We start from the raw sequence: 16,987 nt of genomic DNA, 5'->3' as shown, positions 1-16,987 counted from the left end.
CCCTAAGGTTCACGGCCAACATCAGGTAATCCGGAAGTAGTCCGGCCGCCCCGTTGGCCATGGATCCCCCCACAATTGCTGCCCACCGTCGATGTTCAGAACTTCACCGGTTACGAATTTCCCTGAATTGGCCGCCATATAGACAACCCCTTCAGCGACATCCCATTCGTCCCCGGCGTGCCGCATCGGGTTGGAGTCCTGAAATGTCGCAGAACCCTCCGGAGGGTAGTTCCCGAAACCGTTGCTTTCGCAGCAACCCGGCGCCACGCAGTTCACTCGGATATCGTGCGGCGCCCACTCAACGGCCACAGATTTCGACAGGAAAATCACCCCTGCCCGCGCCGCACAGGTATGTGCGATCCCGGGCATACCGCGCCAGATATCGGCCACGATGTTGACGATGGAGCCCGATTGCTTGTTGGCAACCCAGTGGCGCGCCGCGGATTGCATCATCCACCAGGTGCCGTTGAGGTTGGTGTCTATGACGGCATTCCAGCCCTTTGGACTGAACTCCAACGCAGCTTGCGGAAACTGACCCCCAGCATTGTTTACCAAAACGTCAATCGCCCCGAATTCCTGGTTCGTCTTGGCGACAAAATCCTCGACCTGCTCAGGCTCCCGGATGGTCATAGGCATAGCAAAAACCTCGCCCCCGAAACCTTTGAGGAAATCTCTGGCCGAAGCCAGCTTCCCTTCGTTGCGTCCATTGATCGCCAGATTGGCCCCGAGCCTTGCGAACAGGGTCGCAATTGCCAGCCCCAATCCGCCTCCAGCGCCGGTCACCACAACGATTTTGCCGGTGAATAAACCGCTTGCGTAAACGGTTGCACGTTTTGATAGGTCCTCCCTCGAAGACCCAAACTGCGTCTTATTCATGACGCCTCCTCCCATTGCCCATTAGGGGCAGTTGTCAGCAATCTAACGAGCGTTAGAAAATTGGTCAAGACAACTTCTCAAACCAGCCCCGCCCGTCATCTCCGATCAGTAAGACTTTGGAAGCCCAAGGGCTTTTTCTGCTATGAACGACAAAAGCATCTGCGGTGTCACCGGCACGATGCGGAACAGCAGAGCCTCCCGTACCAGTCGCTCCACGTGATATTCCTTGGCGTATCCGAATCCGCCAAATGTAATTTGCGCGGCTTCGGTCGCCTCGACCGCGGCGTCGGCGGCCAAAAGCTTGGCAGCGTTCGCCTCGACGCCGCAGGATTCTCCCGCATCGTAGAGGGCTGCAGCGTGCATCACCATGAGATTGGCAGATTCCACCCGCGCCCAGGCTTTGGCGAGCGGATGCTGAACACCCTGATTTTGGCCGATTGGGCGGTCAAAAATCACACGTTCGTTTGCATAATGCGCCGCGCGCGCCAGTGCGTTGCGCGCAATACCGATACATTCGCCGGCCACCAGGACGCGTTCGGGATTCAACCCGTGCAAAATTTGTCTAAAGCCTTTGCCTTCCTCCCCGATCAGGTCCTCAGCCGGAATCGGCAACCCATCGATGAAAACTTCATTCGAATCGACAGCTTTTCGACCCATCTTTTCGATCTCTCGCACGTCAACGAAATTTCGGTCGAGATCTGTATAGAACAGGCTCAGCCCTTCGGTCGGGCTGCTCACATCTTCAAGCCGCGTTGTCCTGGCCAGAAGCAGCATCTTGTGGGCCACCTGCGCGGTAGAAATCCAGACTTTTTGTCCGTGCACGACATATCTGTCCCCCTGCCGCACCGCCATGGTCTTCAGCTTTGTGGTATCCAGCCCCGTCGTCGGTTCGGTCACGGCGAAACACGCCTTTTCGTCACCCGCGATCAGAGGGCCAAGCATACGCGCGCGCTGCTCATCGGTCCCGAACTTCACCACCGGGTTGAGCCCGAAAATGTTCATGTGGATGGCCGAGGCTCCGCTCGCGCCGGCCCCCGACTCGGCGATTGCCTGCATCATTATGGTCGCCTCGGTGATCCCCAGACCCGCGCCGCCGACAGCTTCTGGCATGGCGATACCTAGCCAGCCGCCATCGGCCATTGCCCTGTGCAGTTCATGGGGAAAACCACCGTTGCGATCCCGATCCAGCCAATAGTCGTCGTCGAACCTTCCGCAAATCCGCAGAATCTGGTCGCGAATCTCTTGTTGGTCGGCGGTCAATCGAAATGTCATAGCGCGCGCCCTCCTTCCAATCTTACGAGCCCAGCCTCACATAGGGCCGTGATCCGCTCATCGTTAAAACCAAGATCACGCAGAATGCTTTGGCTGTCTGCGCCAGGCGGTCGTCCCAGCCAACGAAGCTGACCGGGCGTCGCGCTGAGATGAGGGACCGGGCCAATGACCTGAGTCTGTTCGCCAGCGACCGACACGATATCCCCGCGATGGCTTATCTGCTCGTTCGTCGTGATTTCCTCGACACTCAACACACGCGAGGCAACGGCATCATGGCGGGCGAATACCGCCTCCACTTCCTTAGCTGTGTGCTGCATGACAAAATCATTGATCGCATCGAAGACCACCGCCATGTGCTGCGACATCTCGCCAAGTGTCGCAAACCGCGGATCATCGGCAAGGGCGTCCCCGCCGACTGCCCGCAACAGTCGTTGCGCGGTTTCCGCGCTTCCTGCGGAAACGGTCAGCCACACCCCATCGGACGTTCGGAACATCCCCCCCGGAGCAAAGTCCATCGGCTGGCGCAGCCCATTGCGCCGCGGCGAGAGCTTCGCGCCCGTCAATGCGGGAACAGGATAGTCCATCAACCGAAGCAACGCCTCGAACACCGCAAGATCGACGACCTGACCGCGTGCAATGCCCTTTTCGCGAGCAAATAGCGCGATCATGACTCCCAAAGCGCCCATCAGCCCTGTCGTGCTGTCGGCTGCCGGAAACCCGGGGTGCATCGGCGGCCCGTCGGGAAAACCGGTCAGATGTGCTAAACCACTCATGGCCTCCGCAGCACGTCCAAACGCTGGCACGTCGCGCATCGGACCGTCCTGTCCGTAACCTGAAACCCGCAAGACAACCAAGTCCGGGTTCCAATCGTGCAGGACGTCTGGCCCAACACCAGCACGTTCTAGCACACCCGGACGGAAATTTTCGATCAGCACGTCGGCATCTTCAACCAACCTGCGCAGGATGTCCCGGCCCTCGTCGGACTTCCAGTCCAGGCCTAGTGTTTTCTTGTTGCGGCCCAAAGTCTTCCACCAGACGCCCACCCCATCCTCTGCCTTGGGTCCAAGGTCGCGCATCATATCCGTCCGGTTGGGGGCTTCGATCTTGATGACATCTGCACCAAAATCCGAGAGTAAAGCTGCCGCAAGTGGTCCGGCAATTACGTGACCAAGTTCTATAATCTTCAGTTGATCAAGGGGTCTAGACATCTGCACTTTCGACTCTGCTAATTTTCTAATGGTTGTTCGATTGCTAGCAAAGGCGAAGTCTGACCTCAAGATTCAAAGGTAATCAGCTCCCCGAAAACGTAGCCGCCCGGTTGTTACCATGGATCAGTTCATTGGCGTCCAGTTCCATGGAAGCGGTTCGTTGAGCGGGTTGGTCATGTGATTGTGGATGCGGTCGAGGATTTCGGCCAGCCAGGCTTGCGGATCGTGGCCGTTCATCTTGGCTGTCTCGACAAGGGACATCGCCCGGGACAGCGTTTCGCCACCGCTGTCGGAGTGTGCGAAAAGCCAGTTCTTTCGCCCGATGCTGATCAGGTGAGCTACTCCCCGAAAACTGGACCGGTTTGGCTTAGGGTCAGGATTCATAACCAATAGATGACGAGAGCCGCCAGGGCGATGGCCGAGAGGAAGACCTTCGGAGATCGGTCATAGCGGGTCGCCACACGCCTCCAGTCTTTGAGCCTGCCGAACATTATCTCGATCCGGCTACGGCGCTTGTAACGGCGTTTGTCATATTTGATGGGCGTCTTGCGTTGCTTCCGGCCCGGGATGCAGGCGCGTATCCCTTTGTCCTGCAACGCGTCTCGGAACCAATCGGCGTCATAGCCGCGGTCCCCGAGCAGCCAGTCGACCTTGGGTAGGCTGCTCAGTAGCGCCCGCGCACCGATGTAGTCACTGACCTGCCCAGCGGTGACGAACAGGCTGAGCGGTCGCCCTTGGCTGTCGCAGATGGCATGCCGTTTGGTATTCATGCCGCCCTTGGGTCGGCCGATCAGGCGACCGCGCCCCCCTTTTTCGCGGCCATGCTGGTCGCGGTGCGGTGTGCTTTCAGGTAGGTCGCGTCGATCATCACGGTCTTTTTTTCTCCGTGTTCGGCAGCCAGCCCGACCATCATCTGGGCGAAGATGCCTTTTTCGCTCCAACGCTTCCACCGGCTGTAGAGCGTCTTATGTGGGCCATAGGCGGCCGGAGCATCGCGCCAACGCAAGCCATTGCGATTGATAAAGATAATCCCGCTCAGCACCCGTCTGCATCGACCCGTGGCTTGCCGTGCGACTTTGGAAAGAAAGGGGAAAGCTTGGCCATCTGCTCGTCGGTCAGCCAGAAAAGATCGCTCACGTCGCCGCTCCATTTTCGGAGCCGTGAATCACGCGACGCAACAGAAATCAATGCATCCTGACCCGAGCCTCCAGATTGCAGGAAGGGCGTCCGGCCACCACCCGAGCGGCCGGAACGTCCCGTTCTGGGTCCAAGGTGGTTCAGGCCGCGACCGGTTCCGGCTCTGGAGCTGTCTCGAGCTGCCTGGGCTCGTGACCTTCGACCGCCGCAGGAGACGCGATCTCGATCCGGCGCGGTTTGAGTTCCTCGGGGACCTCGCGCTTGAGCTGGACGGTCAGGAGGCCGTTCGACAGCGTGGCCCCTTCGACCCGGACGTGATCGGCCAGTTCGAACCGACGTTCAAACGACCGGCCAGCGATGCCACGATAGAGATAGCTGGCACCGCCGTCACCTTCGGGCGTCTCCTTGCGGCCCGACACGATCAGCATGTTCTTGTCTTGGGTCAGGGTCAGATCGTCTTCGGCAAAGCCCGCCACCGCCATGTCGATGCGATAGTCGTCCTCGCCGGTCTTGACGATGTCATAAGGCGGCCAGTTGTCGAGCGTCTCCACTCGACGGGCTGTCTCGAGCGCGTCGAGCATACGGTCGAAGCCAACGCTCGAACGGAACAGAGGTGCAAAATCAAGTGTCGTTGCCATAGCCATATCCTCCTTTGAGCAACATGGGTACAGACATCGGGAGCACCGCAGGAGCGATGTCCCGCTTCATGGCCGATCCCCATCTGGGCGATCTGCATAAAGCGATTTGGAACAGTACCTTACGATTTCAAGAGGATGCTCGGAAACTTTTTTCTACGTACATCTCTCCTATATTTCTCTTGCTTCCTTGTGGCATTCGAAAGGAGGAGATCATGACCGAAAACGACGTGATAAGCATCCTGGGTCCCCGCACGGACCCCATGTTTCTGTCTGATATTCTGCGCACCGACGCCGACGCCTCCGAGCTTGCCCGTGCCAAGGCCTGGGTCGAGGCGGACGAGGTGGAAGGCGTTGCCCATAGCCCCTTCCCATCGGGTCGCATCGCCCGGCTGGTCGAATTGCTCGAAGCCAATCAGAAAGATGACGATCTGCTATAACAGAAATCGAGCTGGCGTTCAGGACGACGCCAGCCCGTCTCTTCAGGTGGTCACGATCACCCGAACCGGCCCGGCGCGGCGCAAAACGTCTGCAACCACGTGGGTGCCGGATCGGCGGAGAGCCACATCGACGGATCCGCCATCAAGGCGCAGATTGTGCAGCACGACCTCTCCCAGGAAGTCCGGAAGGATCGGTTGATCGAAGATCAACTGCCGCGCCTCGGCGTCGAACCGTAGCCCTAGACATGCCTGAAGCAGCAACAGCGGCGCTCCCGCCGCCCAGGCCTGCGGCGTACAAGCCACCGGATAGAAGGTCGGCCCTTGCGTCTCGCGCCGCGGAAAGCCGCAGAATAGCTCCGGCAACCGTCTCAGATCGATATAGGTAGCCGCAGAGAAGATGCCCTCGAAAATCCGTGCGGCCTGCTCACGGAACCCGTAGCGCGCCAGACCCGCCCCGATCAGCGCATTGTCATGGGGCCAGACTGAACCGTTGTGGTAGCTCATCGGATTGTATCGTGCCTGGCCCGCGGCAATGGTCCGCACTCCCCATCCACAGAAAGACGACGGCCCCATCAGCGCTCCGACGACCATTTCGGCGCGTTCCTTCGGGACGATCCCCGTCCAGAGCAGATGGCCCGCATTCGAACTGCGCACCCGGCAGGGCTGTTTGTCACCATCGAGGGCGAGCACATAGGTCCCAAGCTCATCGTCCCAGAACGCCGCGTCAAAACAGGACTTGAGTTCCGTGGCCTTTTGCGCCTGTTCCTGCGCGATGCCGTCATGACCGAGTTCCCGTGCGATCTCGGACGCAGCCAGCCGGGCAGCATAGACGTAGCCCTGCACCTCGCAAAGCGCGATCGGCCCCTTGGCCAGCGTCCCATCGGCGTGAAACACCGCATCATGACTGTCCTTCCACCCCTGGTTGGCGAGCCCCTTGTCGCTGCGCCTCCCGTATTCCACGAAACCGTCGCCGTCCCGATCGCCATAGGTCTCGATCCAGTCAAGCGCCGCACGGACATGCGGCCAGAGTGTTTCCAGCACCACCCGATTGCCGGTGCGTTCGAAATACGCCCCGGCGAGCATCACGAACAGCGGTGTCGAATCCACGCTGCCGTAATAGCGCCGGAACGGAACTTCGCCGGTTTCCGCCATTTCGCCATAACGCATTTCATGAAGGATCTTGCCCGGCTCGGCATCGGTATCCGGATCGAATGCCGTCGCCTGGTTGGCCGCAAGATGCAGCAGAACGCCCCGCGCGACCGCCGGGTCGAGCCAGAGCATTTCCCAGGCGGTGATCAGTGCATCGCGCCCGAACACGGTGCTGAACCAGGGCACGCCTGCATAGGGATAGGGCCCCTCCTCCGTATCGGTCATGAGCATGTAGAGGTCCGAGACCGAACGGCGCATGGTCTCGTTGAATATCTCGTTGGAGCTTTGCACCGTGGCTGCGCGGGAAGAAGAACGTCTGAGTGCGCGGCGCGCGTCCCGCAAGGAGCGGAAAAACAGGCGCGACGGGTGATCCTCGGCCCCATTCACGTCGCAGCTGATCTCGATAAAGAGCGAACGCGCTTCTCCGGGGGCGAGGCTCAGACGATAGACGGCTTTCCCCGGCTCAAGCTGCGCAGGCGCAGGATCGAAACGCAGAGCGGTGCTACGTGGATTGTGGTCGAGCCCCCGGTACGACAAGAGCACGTGCGAGCCATCCACCTCCGGCAAGAGCGACGTTCCCCGGCGGGCCCGTTCCCGGCCACGGACCTCAAAAATATCCGCAAAATCGGCCTCAAAGGCGATTTCCAAGGTAATCTCATGTGGGGCCTCGTCGAAATTGCGTACCGCCAGCCGCTCATAACACGTGCCCTGCCAGAGAAACCGCGTCCGGCGCATGTGGATGCGATCATGCGCAATCAGACAGCGACCGGTTTCGTCATAAAGATCGGGATTCGTCAGATCGCAGGTCAGCGTCGCGTTATCGTCGCGCAATGTGGACGAGAGCAGCATGGGCCGCTCTCCCCCGATGGTCAGATAGTAATGCGAGAGATACCTGGTGTCGCGATGGAACAGGCCCTCGGGGCTGCCTGGCCCCGAGAGCACATCGCCATTGTGATCGAACACGGCGAAGGTATCACCGTGCTTCAGGGTTCGTGGCCGCCGCTCCTGCAAGGAGGCTGCCGCCGGGATAAAAAATTGCGCCGGCGGCACTACCAGTTGCGACGCACGCAAGCCCGTTTGTTGCAGCGCCTCGGTCATCTTACTCTCCTTCGCACTCATTCCGCTGCATGCAGCACATGGGCCCCATGGCCGCCGAGCATATGCGGGAGCGGCATCGTAACAGCCTCGACGCCCGGCAGCCCGCGATAGATTTCGACATAGTCGCGCGCCATGCGATCCGCGGTGAAGCGTAGTTCGAACGTCTCGCGCACGATTCCTCTGCTGATACGGTCCAGCTTGCTGACGGCCGCGACAGCGTCCTCCAGCGAATGCACGACATAGCCGGTCAGCCCTGGCTCCACGATCTCGGGCACTGAGCCATTCGCCCATGCGATTACAGGCGTGCCGCAGGCCATGGCCTCGATCATCACCAAGCCGAAAGGTTCGGGCCAGTCGACCGGGAAGAGCAGCGCCCGCGCGTTCCCGAGAAATTCGGCCTTTTGCTTCTCGTTGATCTCTCCGATGAACTCGACATTGTCGTGGGCGTCGACCATAGGCGCGATGATCTCTTCCCAATACTTGCGATCCGCATCGTCTATCTTGGCGGCGATTTTCAATGGCATCCCCGCTCGCACCGCTATCTCGATGGCGCGGTCCGGCCGTTTCTCCGGCGAAATCCGCCCAAGAAAGGCAAGATAGTCCCCCTTCGGAGATTTGGTGAACGACAGCAGATTCTTGGGAAGTCCATGATAGACGGTCGCTGCCCAGTTCACGAAGGGCAGCGGACGGCGCTGGTCGTCCGAGATAGAAACGAGCGGATAGTTTGGGAACGTCGCGTAGAAGGGACGAAGATCAGGCCCGTCGAGCCGGCCGTGCATGGTCGTCACCATGCGATCGGCGAATGCGCGCGCCATAGGATAGTGCAGGAAGTCGATGTGAAAATGCAGCACGTCGAATTCATCGGCCCGCAAGCGGACTTCCTCCAGCATGGCGACATGCCAAGGCAGCGAGTTCTTCACCTTCGGATCGAGCCGGAGCGCTTCCTTGCTGCACGGGACCAGGTGGGCCTTGGTCCGGCTGTCGCCGCTGGCGAACAGCGTGACTTCATGGCCCTGCCTGACCAGTTCTTCGGTGAGATAGGAGACGATCCTTTCTGTTCCCCCATAGAGACGCGGCGGGCAACTTTCTTCCAGCGGTGCGATCTGTGCGATCTTCATCGGCAAAACCTCCTCTTCTGAGCGAAGCCTCAACAATGGATGCGAGAAGGTCGACTACAATCACCCCGCCTGGGCATGACCGCCGGATGTGGCATCTCGAATTCGGACAGTCGTGATACAAGATCACTGCCATCCGCCGGACCATGGTTCCGGAACGCGAGATGGCCTTGCCCGGCAAAACCTCCTGCGCAAAACAGCGATGTCAGATAGCAGGGAACCCCTGCGAAAAGTTCAGTTAGAAATCGACTTTGGAGTTTCAACCCCCTCCGGCGCGCAAAAATATGACGCGAAGCAGGCAGGTGCTTGGTGTGCGTTGATCGGTTTATGCTGCGCGACGAACCACAACCGCTCCAATCAGCATGCTCAGCCCCAACGCGAGGAACAGAGGGTCGGCGATCTTGGCTTGCAACAGGCCGGAGGCAGTCGTGACAGAGATGAGCATCAAGCTGAATTCGCCGCCATGGGCCAGGATGGCGCCCGCGCGAAGCGCAGTCTCGAGCTGTTCTCCGAACATGCGGGTCAGAGCAACAACAAGCGCGAGTTTCACCACCATGAGCACAAAAAGCCATGCCAACACCGTTGGCCATGTCGACCAAATCGCACCTATATGGAGTTGGGTTCCGATACCGATGAAGAACACCCCGACGAACAAATCCCGGAACGGCCTGATTTCCCGTTCGACAAATTGGCGAGCGTCGCCCTCGGCGATCATCATGCCGGCAGCGAATGCACCGAGCGCCGGCGAAAGACCCGCAACCTGCGCAATAATGGCCGCGAGCAAGGCAACGGTCAGGGCAAGAAGCTGTGCGAGTTCAGCCGCGCCCTGGGTTGCGACCCATCCGGCAAGCCGCTGAAGCATTGACCGGGTGATGAAGAGCGCCCCGACGAGCACGCCCATGCCCCCGACCATCTTCAGGACGTCGTGCGCGCTTTCCACGGTTCCTGCCCCGGCGATGACATCGTGAAACGCCAGAAAGCCGACGGCCGCCAGATCCTGAAACAGCAGAACAGCAATCGCGACCCGTCCCTGAGGCGTTCCGAGCGCATCGCCGCCCGCCAGGACCTTAAGACATAGCGCGGTCGATGACATCGCGACCGCGCCAGCGATCAGAACCGCTGCCGCCGGCGCGATCTCGGTAAAGACGAGGAGCCCTACGGTGACCAACCCTCCAACTACGAGCACCTGTACCAGACCGAGTCCGAAGATCAGCCGCCGGAGCGACACGAGCTTGTCGAGGGAGAATTCCAGACCAAGCGCAAAGAGAAGCAGGATCACCCCGACCTCACCGATAACCGTCAGTGTGGCACCCTCGGCGATGAGCCCCAGACCGGACGGCCCGATCACAATGCCGGACAGCAGGAAACCGACCAGTGCGGGGATGCCAAGCCGTGCGCAGATCGCGACATGGCAAAAAGCCATCATGGCGAGCAACGCGGCGGCCTCCAACAGCCCCTGGTCGGCGTGCATCAACGTCGCCCGCTTCCATAGACAGTCGCCCCGATCCACGCCGGTGGGTCGGACGCGGGGAAGGACTCAGCACTCGCTTCACAGACCGGGTCTGCAGCCGTCGCGAGTTCCGCTGAGAGATCACGAACGCTGGCCGCGTCGATGCCTCGGTGAAGCCGATGCCGGGAACTCGGTCGGTGGCCGGTCTCGATGCGGTGGGCGCCAGGAGCATCGGTTCCCTTGCTGGTTGGCACTGTCTCCCACCAGAATCGGCGCGGTGGCACGGATCGACGTTTGTCCGGCTCGTGGCGCACGATATACTGCCAGTCGTTTCGTTCCGCGAAGGCGATGGCGCTGTCGAGATCAGGGAATGTCAGGCGGATCGGACGATAGGGATCTTCGGTTGCGGTCCAGCCCATAAGAAGCTCGATGACCGGCGCCCGGGCCGGCTCAAACTCGAGTATCCAATGCTGCCGCCTGATTGGAGCGGAGGTGTGGGACGAGCGAGCTGGCCTGTAGATCAACGCTGTCGGCAGGTCTGGAGATGTCAGGTCAGTTCCGGGGATCTTCGGTCGAAACGGTGGGCGGTTATGTCCTTTCATCATGATTTACCTCTCTTCGGATTGCGGCACCGGCGGCGTTACCGTCGCCGGTGCACGGGCCGTCATTCGGCGGCAGGCTCGGTCTCTTCGCTATCGCCATTGCCGGGCTCGCCGAGGGCCTCGGTTTCTCCTGCGCTCTCCAGCTTTTGGAAAGTGATCTTCTGATCATCTGCGGCCCAGGCAACGCGCACCTTGTCGCCGTCCTCGATCCGGCCCGAAAGCATCTCGCGGGCGAGCTCGGTCTCCAGCTCCGACCGGATTAGCCGTCGCAACTCGCGGGCGCCGAACTCTGGTCGGAAACCCATCGCTCCAAAATGCTCCGCAACGGTTTCGTCGTAGTCGAGTTCGACCCCCTGGGTCATCGCCGTGCGGGCGACGCGGGCCAGCTGCAGCTCGACGATCTGCCGGATTTCCGACTGGTTCAGAGAATGGAAGACGATGATCTCGTCGATCCGGTTGATGAACTCGGGCCGGAAATGGCCGCGTAGCACGTCCATCAGTTCGGATTTCTGCTTTGCCTCGTCGAACTCCTTGGTTCCGCGCTTGCGAAGGTTGCGCTGGATGATATCGGAGCCGAGGTTCGACGTGGCGATAATGATGGTGTTGGTGAAATCCACCACGCGGCCCTTGCCGTCGGTCAGACGCCCGTCGTCGAACACCTGAAGCAGGATGTTGTAGACATCTGGATGCGCCTTCTCGATCTCGTCGAGCAGCACGACAGAATAGGGCCGGCGGCGGACCCGTTCTGTCAGCTGGCCGCCCTCGTCGTAACCGACATAGCCCGGCGGGGCGCCAACCAGCCGTGCGACCGCGTGACGCTCGCCATATTCCGACATGTCGATCCTGAGAAGCGCATCCTGATCACCGAAGATCACCTCGGCCAGCGTCTTGGCCAGTTCCGTCTTGCCGACGCCGGTCGGCCCGAGGAAGAGGAAGGTCGCAGTCGGACCGGAGCCTTCGCGCAGACCCGCGCGCGCGAGACGCACGGCATCGGCAACGGCATGGATGGCCTCTTCCTGGCCGATGACCCGCTCATGCAACTTGTCCTCGAGTTTCAGCAACTTTTCGCGCTCTTCTGTCGTCAGCTCGCTCACCGGCACGCCGGTCAGTTTCGAGACGATCTGCGCCACGTGGTCGGCGCGCACTTCAGCCGTCGCAGAGGCCCGGTCGCGCTTCCAGGTTTCCATCAACTCGTCAAGCTCGACCTGTTTGGCGTCAAGCTCTTTCTTGAGTTCAGCAGCACGGTCGAACTGCTTCCTCCCCGCAGCGTAGTCCTGCTCGCGCCTGATCTGCGCGACCTCGGCTTCGAGCTCCTGCACGTCCACGGGCCGCGCAGTGGCCGAGATCTTCACCCGCGCCGCGGCCTGGTCGATCAGGTCGATCGCCTTGTCGGGCATGAAGCGGCCGGTGACGTAGCGATCGGAAAGCTCGGCCGCCGCGACGATGGCCTCGTCGGTGATCGTCACCTTGTGGTGGCTTTCCAGCGTGTCGCGCAGGCCGCGCAGGATCATGATCGTCTGCGCCACCGTCGGCTCATCGACATAGACCGGCTGGAAGCGGCGCTCCAGCGCGGCGTCCTTCTCGATGTATTTCTGGTATTCGTTGAGCGTTGTCGCGCCGATCAGGTTCAGCTCGCCGCGGGCCAGCGCCGGCTTGAACGTATTGGCGATGTCGAGCCCGCCTTCGCCGCCGCCCTGTCCGGCTCCGACGATGGTGTGGATCTCGTCGATGAACAGGATCATGTCGGCCTTGTTGGCCTCGATCTCCTTGAGAATCTTCTGGACCCGCTCCTCGAACTCACCGCGATATTTCGATCCGGCCACCATCGAGTTGATGTTGAGTTCGACCAGCCGTTTGTCGCGTAGCGCCTCAGGCACCTCGCCAGCGACGATGCGCTGCGCCAGCCCCTCGATGATCGCGGTCTTGCCGACGCCCGGCTCGCCGATCAGCACCGGGTTGTTCTTCTTGCGGCGCGCCAGAACCTCGATCGTCGTCTCGATTTCACGCGCCCGGCCGATCACCGGGTCGAGCCCGCCCTCGCGCGCCAGCTTGGTCAAATCGCGGCTATATTCATCCAGATCAGGCGTGCTCGACGGGGTTTCGACACGGCCTTCTTCGGCCCCCTGGCCGACGACCTTCGTCACCTGCTGACGCAGCGCCTGCGGGGTCAGGCCCAGCCGGTTCAGGATTCCCGACGCGACGCCCTCGCCCTCTTCGGCGAGACCGATCAGAAGGTGTTCGGGGCCGACATAGGAATGGCCCAGCTCGTTCGAGGCGATGAAGGCGCGGTTCAGCGCATCCTTCACCCGCGGGCTGACGCCGATCTCACGGTCCTCCCCCGTTGCGTCGCCCTTCTTCGCTTCGCTCTCGATCTGGCGGCGCAGATCGTCGGCGTCGATCTTGACCTGCCCCAGCACCGTGCGGACAACATCCGAGCCGGTCAGCGCCAGCAGAAGGTGTTCCGTATCAACCTCGGTCCGGCCGAATTCATGCGCCTTCTGGCCCGCCTCCTGCAAAAGCCGGTTGGCCTGTTCGCTCAGGCGGTCAGCGATATTGATGCCGCCGCGCCGCGCGGTGCGCCCCGCCTGTCGGATCGGGACGGGTTGCCCCTGATCTTCGCCAAACCGATCGAAAAGGCCACCGGCATCGCCAAAGAATTCATCGAAGAGCGAGCGCCCTCCGAAAAGCGATTCCAGTGGCGATGTGCTACGCCCCTGCCGTCGGGCAATCCTGCGGTAGTCCTCGTCGCAAAGCTCCATCACCTTGCGTTCACCGTTGACAGAGACCTGCGCACGAAAGCTGGCAGGTCGGGATTTGCAGATATCACAGATGCCGTTTGCCATTTTTCACCTCCGTCATGCTCCCAGCCGGAACGTCCGGACTGGATCTCCGTGTTCAGGCCGCCTCGACCTCCTGAATGCGGACCTTTTCTGCGATGGCCCGAAGGTCGGGCTCGTCCAGCGTCTCGCGGTCGAGCAGATCTCGGGACGTTTCCTCCAGCAGCGCCCGGTTCGCGTCGAGAAGCGCGACCGTACGCGCGAAGATGTCGTCGATGATCGCCTTGACAGCGGTATCCATCCGCTCGGCCGTTGCCTCGCTGTGGCGGCGGTTGAGCCAAGCGGATTGATCCCCCGTGCCAAGGAAGCCGGGCCGCTCGGTGTCATAGCTGACATGGCCCAGATCGGGGTCCATGCCGTAGCGCGCGACCATGGCCCTGGCGATGTCGGTTGCCTTCACCAGGTCGTCGGCGGCACCGGTCGAAAGGTGATCGTATATGACCTTCTCGGCCGCACGCCCGCCCAGAAGAACGGCGATCTTGTTCTCCAGTTCCTCGCGGGTCATCAGGAAGCGGTCTTCGGTCGGGCGCTGGATCGTATAGCCGAGCGCACCGATCCCGCGCGGGATGATCGAGACCTTGTGCACCGGATCGACCCCCGGCAGCGCCATCGCGACCAGCGCATGCCCCATTTCGTGATGCGCCACGATTTCCCGCTCGCGCGCGTTCAGAACACGATTGCGCTTTTCCAGCCCGGCGACGATACGCTCTACCGCGTTGTTGAAGTCTTCCATGGTCACCGCATCGGCCTTTCGGCGGGTTGCCAATAGCGCCGCCTCATTGACCAGATTTGCCAGGTCCGCTCCGGAAAAGCCCGGGGTCAGCGCGGCGACCTTCTCGGCATCCACATCCGGTGCGAGCGTGACCCTCTTCATGTGCACATTGAGGATCTGCACGCGGCCCTTCTTGTCGGGCTTGTCCACCAGCACCTGCCGGTCGAAGCGCCCGGCCCTGAGCAGCGCCGGGTCGAGGATTTCCGGCCGGTTGGTGGCCGCCAGCAGCACGATCCCCGACGACGGGTCGAACCCGTCCAGCTCAGTGAGAAGCTGGTTCAGCGTCTGCTCGCGCTCGTCATGGCCACCGGCGACCTGCCCGGCCGCTCGGGCGCGCCCGAGCGCGTCGAGCTCGTCGATGAAGATGATCGCGGGTGCGTTCTTGCGGGCCTGCTCGAACAGATCGCGCACCCTTGCGGCGCCGACGCCCACGAACATCTCGACGAATTCAGAGCCGGAGATCGAGAAGAAGGTCACGCCCGCCTCGCCCGCCACGGCCCGCGCCAGAAGCGTCTTGCCGGTACCCGGCGGGCCGACCAGCAGGATACCTTTCGGGATCCGCGCGCCGAGCTTGCCGTATTCCTCGGGCGTCTTCAGGAAATCGACCACTTCCTCCAGCTCGGCCTTGGCCTCGTCGACCCCGGCCACATCGGCAAAGCTGACGCCGGTTTCCTTCTCCATATAGACCTTGGCCTTCGACTTGCCGACCTGCATGAAGCCGCCGAAACCCTGCCTGTCGGCGAACTTGCGAAAGACGAACATCCAGAGACCAAAGAAGACCACTGCAGGCACCACCCAGGAGAGAAGCGCCCCGATCCAGGTGTTTTGCGGAACGCCGGTGATCTCGACATCCGCGTCGTCCAGCCGTTCAAGAATTGCGGGATCGACGATCGTGGTGACGAAGCCAGAGCGGCCGTCGATGGGAGTTTCGAAGGTGCCGGTGATCGTATCGGACCCGACCGCAACCGAAGCGATGTCGCCGTCGGCCAGATACTGTTCGAATTGGCTATAGCTGATCGGCGCGATGCTGCGGTAGCTGGCGATCAGATCCTGAATAAAGATCACCGCAAAAAATGCGACGATCCAGTACCAGATGTTAAATTCGGTTCTCTTTTCCATCCCCTTCTCTCCTCGGCGCCAACCCGTAGAGATGTTGCTGATCGATCACACCTGGCCAGATTTGTATTTCCCGATCCGGGTTCAAGAGGGATCTGACCTGCCACGGGATTTTTCCTCCACCATCACTTAGAGTCCGACCCAACTTGAGGACGGACAATGAAGCGAATGAGATTCACGGATTGGAGATGGGACCGTGGCCCCAGTGGGGCCGCGTAAGCCCATCGGAACCAGATCATCGGCATCCTGGCGGAACACGAGGCAGGCGCGAAGTGCGCAGACTTGTGCCGCAAGCACGGCATGTCGGAAGGGACCTTCTATAACTGGAAGGCGAAGTTCGGCGGCATGACGGTGCCCGAGGCAAAGCGGCTGAAGACGCTCGAAGACGAGAACGCCAAGCTGAAGAAGCTGCTGGCCGAGCAGATGCTGGACCTGGCGGCGATGAAGGAACTGGTTTCAAAAAAGTGGTGACGATGAGCCATGTCACGCCATTGGTCCGAGTGACAATGGCGAACGCGTGAAGCGCGAGGCGGTCGCGCATCTGAGGTCCCTGCTCGGGCTCTCGGAGCGGCGGGCGTGCCGGATTGCCGGGGCGGATCGCAAGATGGTCCGCTATCAGGCGCAGCGAGCTCCGGATACGGAGCTGCGTGGCCGTCTGCGCGAGCTGGCCAACGAACGCAGACGGTTCGGCTATCGGCGGCTCTTCGTGCTGCTGCGCCGCGAGGGCGAGCGGTCCGGGATCAATCGGATCTATCGGCTCTACCGCGAAGAAGGCCTGACGGTGCGCAAAAGGACGGCCCGGCGCAAGGCGGTCGGAACACGGGCTCCGATCCTGGTTGCGGCGCGGCCCAATGCCCGCTGGTCGCTGGATTTCGCTACGCGGACCTTCGGTTCGTCCACGATCAGTTCGCCAGCGGCGAGCGCTTCCGGGTGCTCAACGTGGTCGACGATGTTACCCGAGAGTGCCTCGCCGCGATCCGTTCGCCATCGGCCTCGAACCGATGGCGGCTCGATGGCTCACCCTCGATCTCGGGGCGCCGTGTGGCGCGTGAACTGACTGCCCTGATCGAGCGCCGCGGTAAGCCAGGAATGATCGTCAGCGACAACGGCACGGAACTGACCTCGAATGCCATCCTGCGGTGGTGTTCCGAGCACCGGATCGAATGGCACTACATCGCGCCGGGCAAGCCAATGCAGAACGGTTTCGTGGAGAGTTTCATGTATAGACGGCCCCGCGGGCGCAAGTGTTTTGAACGTGATCTTCATCGGCCGGTGCGTTC

Annotated in this window: 11 protein-coding genes and 3 pseudogenes; 2 read left to right on the top strand and 12 right to left on the bottom strand. The window is 61.4% G+C overall.

Going from position 1 to position 16,987, the window contains the following annotated elements; genetic code table 11:
• Positions 1–21: 21 nt before the first annotated feature.
• The 6 genes and pseudogenes from BMI87_RS17600 to BMI87_RS17575 form a co-directional block, all read right to left on the bottom strand.
• Entirely contained in the window at positions 22–876 is an 855-nt protein-coding gene (locus tag BMI87_RS17600; protein WP_078522925.1) for an SDR family oxidoreductase, read from the bottom strand.
• 105 nt (positions 877–981) lie between these two features.
• Positions 982–2,148 carry an acyl-CoA dehydrogenase family protein gene (locus BMI87_RS17595; protein ID WP_028095202.1) on the bottom strand — a complete coding sequence of 389 codons (1,167 nt, stop codon included), beginning with the start codon at positions 2,146–2,148 and terminating at the stop codon, positions 982–984.
• Complete coding sequence (locus BMI87_RS17590; RefSeq protein ID WP_035367056.1) at positions 2,145–3,356, bottom strand: CaiB/BaiF CoA-transferase family protein; 1,212 nt, start codon at positions 3,354–3,356, stop codon at positions 2,145–2,147. Before BMI87_RS17590 ends, BMI87_RS17595 begins: the two co-directional genes overlap by 4 nt.
• Positions 3,357–3,479: 123 nt before the next feature.
• Positions 3,480–3,686 (bottom strand): annotated as a pseudogene (locus tag BMI87_RS22595) (transposase domain-containing protein); the annotation flags it as partial.
• Positions 3,687–3,736: 50 nt separating this feature from the next.
• Positions 3,737–4,493 (bottom strand): annotated as a pseudogene (locus tag BMI87_RS17580) (IS5 family transposase).
• Positions 4,494–4,633: 140 nt separating this feature from the next.
• The gene (locus BMI87_RS17575) at positions 4,634–5,131 is read right to left on the bottom strand and encodes an Hsp20 family protein (protein ID WP_078522923.1); all 498 of its coding nucleotides are present in this window, start codon (positions 5,129–5,131) and stop codon (positions 4,634–4,636) included.
• A gap of 212 nt (positions 5,132–5,343) precedes the next feature.
• Here BMI87_RS17575 and BMI87_RS17570 point away from each other — a divergent pair, with 212 nt between their 5' ends.
• Positions 5,344–5,568: a hypothetical protein gene (locus BMI87_RS17570; RefSeq protein WP_078522922.1), complete on the top strand. Its 225-nt coding sequence runs from the start codon at positions 5,344–5,346 to the stop codon at positions 5,566–5,568.
• Between the two features lie 42 nt (positions 5,569–5,610).
• Here the strand turns inward: BMI87_RS17570 and BMI87_RS17565 are convergent, their stop codons facing one another.
• The 6 genes from BMI87_RS17565 to ftsH all read right to left on the bottom strand — a co-directional run bounded on the left by BMI87_RS17565 (position 5,611) and on the right by ftsH (position 15,710).
• Positions 5,611–7,815 carry an amylo-alpha-1,6-glucosidase gene (locus tag BMI87_RS17565; RefSeq protein WP_078522921.1) on the bottom strand — a complete coding sequence of 735 codons (2,205 nt, stop codon included), beginning with the start codon at positions 7,813–7,815 and terminating at the stop codon, positions 5,611–5,613.
• Positions 7,816–7,832: 17 nt separating this feature from the next.
• On the bottom strand, positions 7,833–8,933 hold the full coding sequence (locus BMI87_RS17560; protein WP_078522920.1) for a glycosyltransferase family 4 protein: 1,101 nt from the start codon (positions 8,931–8,933) through the stop codon (positions 7,833–7,835).
• A 322-nt stretch (positions 8,934–9,255) separates the two neighbouring features.
• On the bottom strand, positions 9,256–10,401 hold the full coding sequence (locus BMI87_RS17555; RefSeq protein ID WP_078522919.1) for a cation:proton antiporter: 1,146 nt from the start codon (positions 10,399–10,401) through the stop codon (positions 9,256–9,258).
• A complete protein-coding gene (locus tag BMI87_RS17550) occupies positions 10,401–10,982 on the bottom strand; it encodes an NADH dehydrogenase ubiquinone Fe-S protein 4 (protein WP_210402487.1) in 582 nt (193 codons plus the stop codon). Before BMI87_RS17550 ends, BMI87_RS17555 begins: the two co-directional genes overlap by 1 nt.
• Before the next feature lie 62 nt (positions 10,983–11,044).
• A complete protein-coding gene (locus BMI87_RS17545; protein WP_078522917.1) occupies positions 11,045–13,825 on the bottom strand; it encodes an ATP-dependent Clp protease ATP-binding subunit in 2,781 nt (926 codons plus the stop codon).
• Between the two features lie 52 nt (positions 13,826–13,877).
• A complete protein-coding gene (gene ftsH, locus BMI87_RS17540; RefSeq protein ID WP_078522916.1) occupies positions 13,878–15,710 on the bottom strand; it encodes an ATP-dependent zinc metalloprotease FtsH in 1,833 nt (610 codons plus the stop codon).
• Between the two features lie 231 nt (positions 15,711–15,941).
• On the opposite strand from ftsH, the pseudogene BMI87_RS17535 reads away from it, so the two are divergent.
• Positions 15,942–16,925 (top strand): annotated as a pseudogene (locus tag BMI87_RS17535) (IS3 family transposase); the annotation flags it as partial.
• Positions 16,926–16,987: the final 62 nt, after the last annotated feature.

This window comes from Thioclava sp. F28-4 (assembly GCF_002020045.1).
Classification (GTDB): domain Bacteria; phylum Pseudomonadota; class Alphaproteobacteria; order Rhodobacterales; family Rhodobacteraceae; genus Thioclava; species Thioclava sediminum.
The sequence above is the reverse complement of the archived record's forward strand: the minus strand, read 5'-3'. Positions and strand labels throughout refer to the sequence as shown.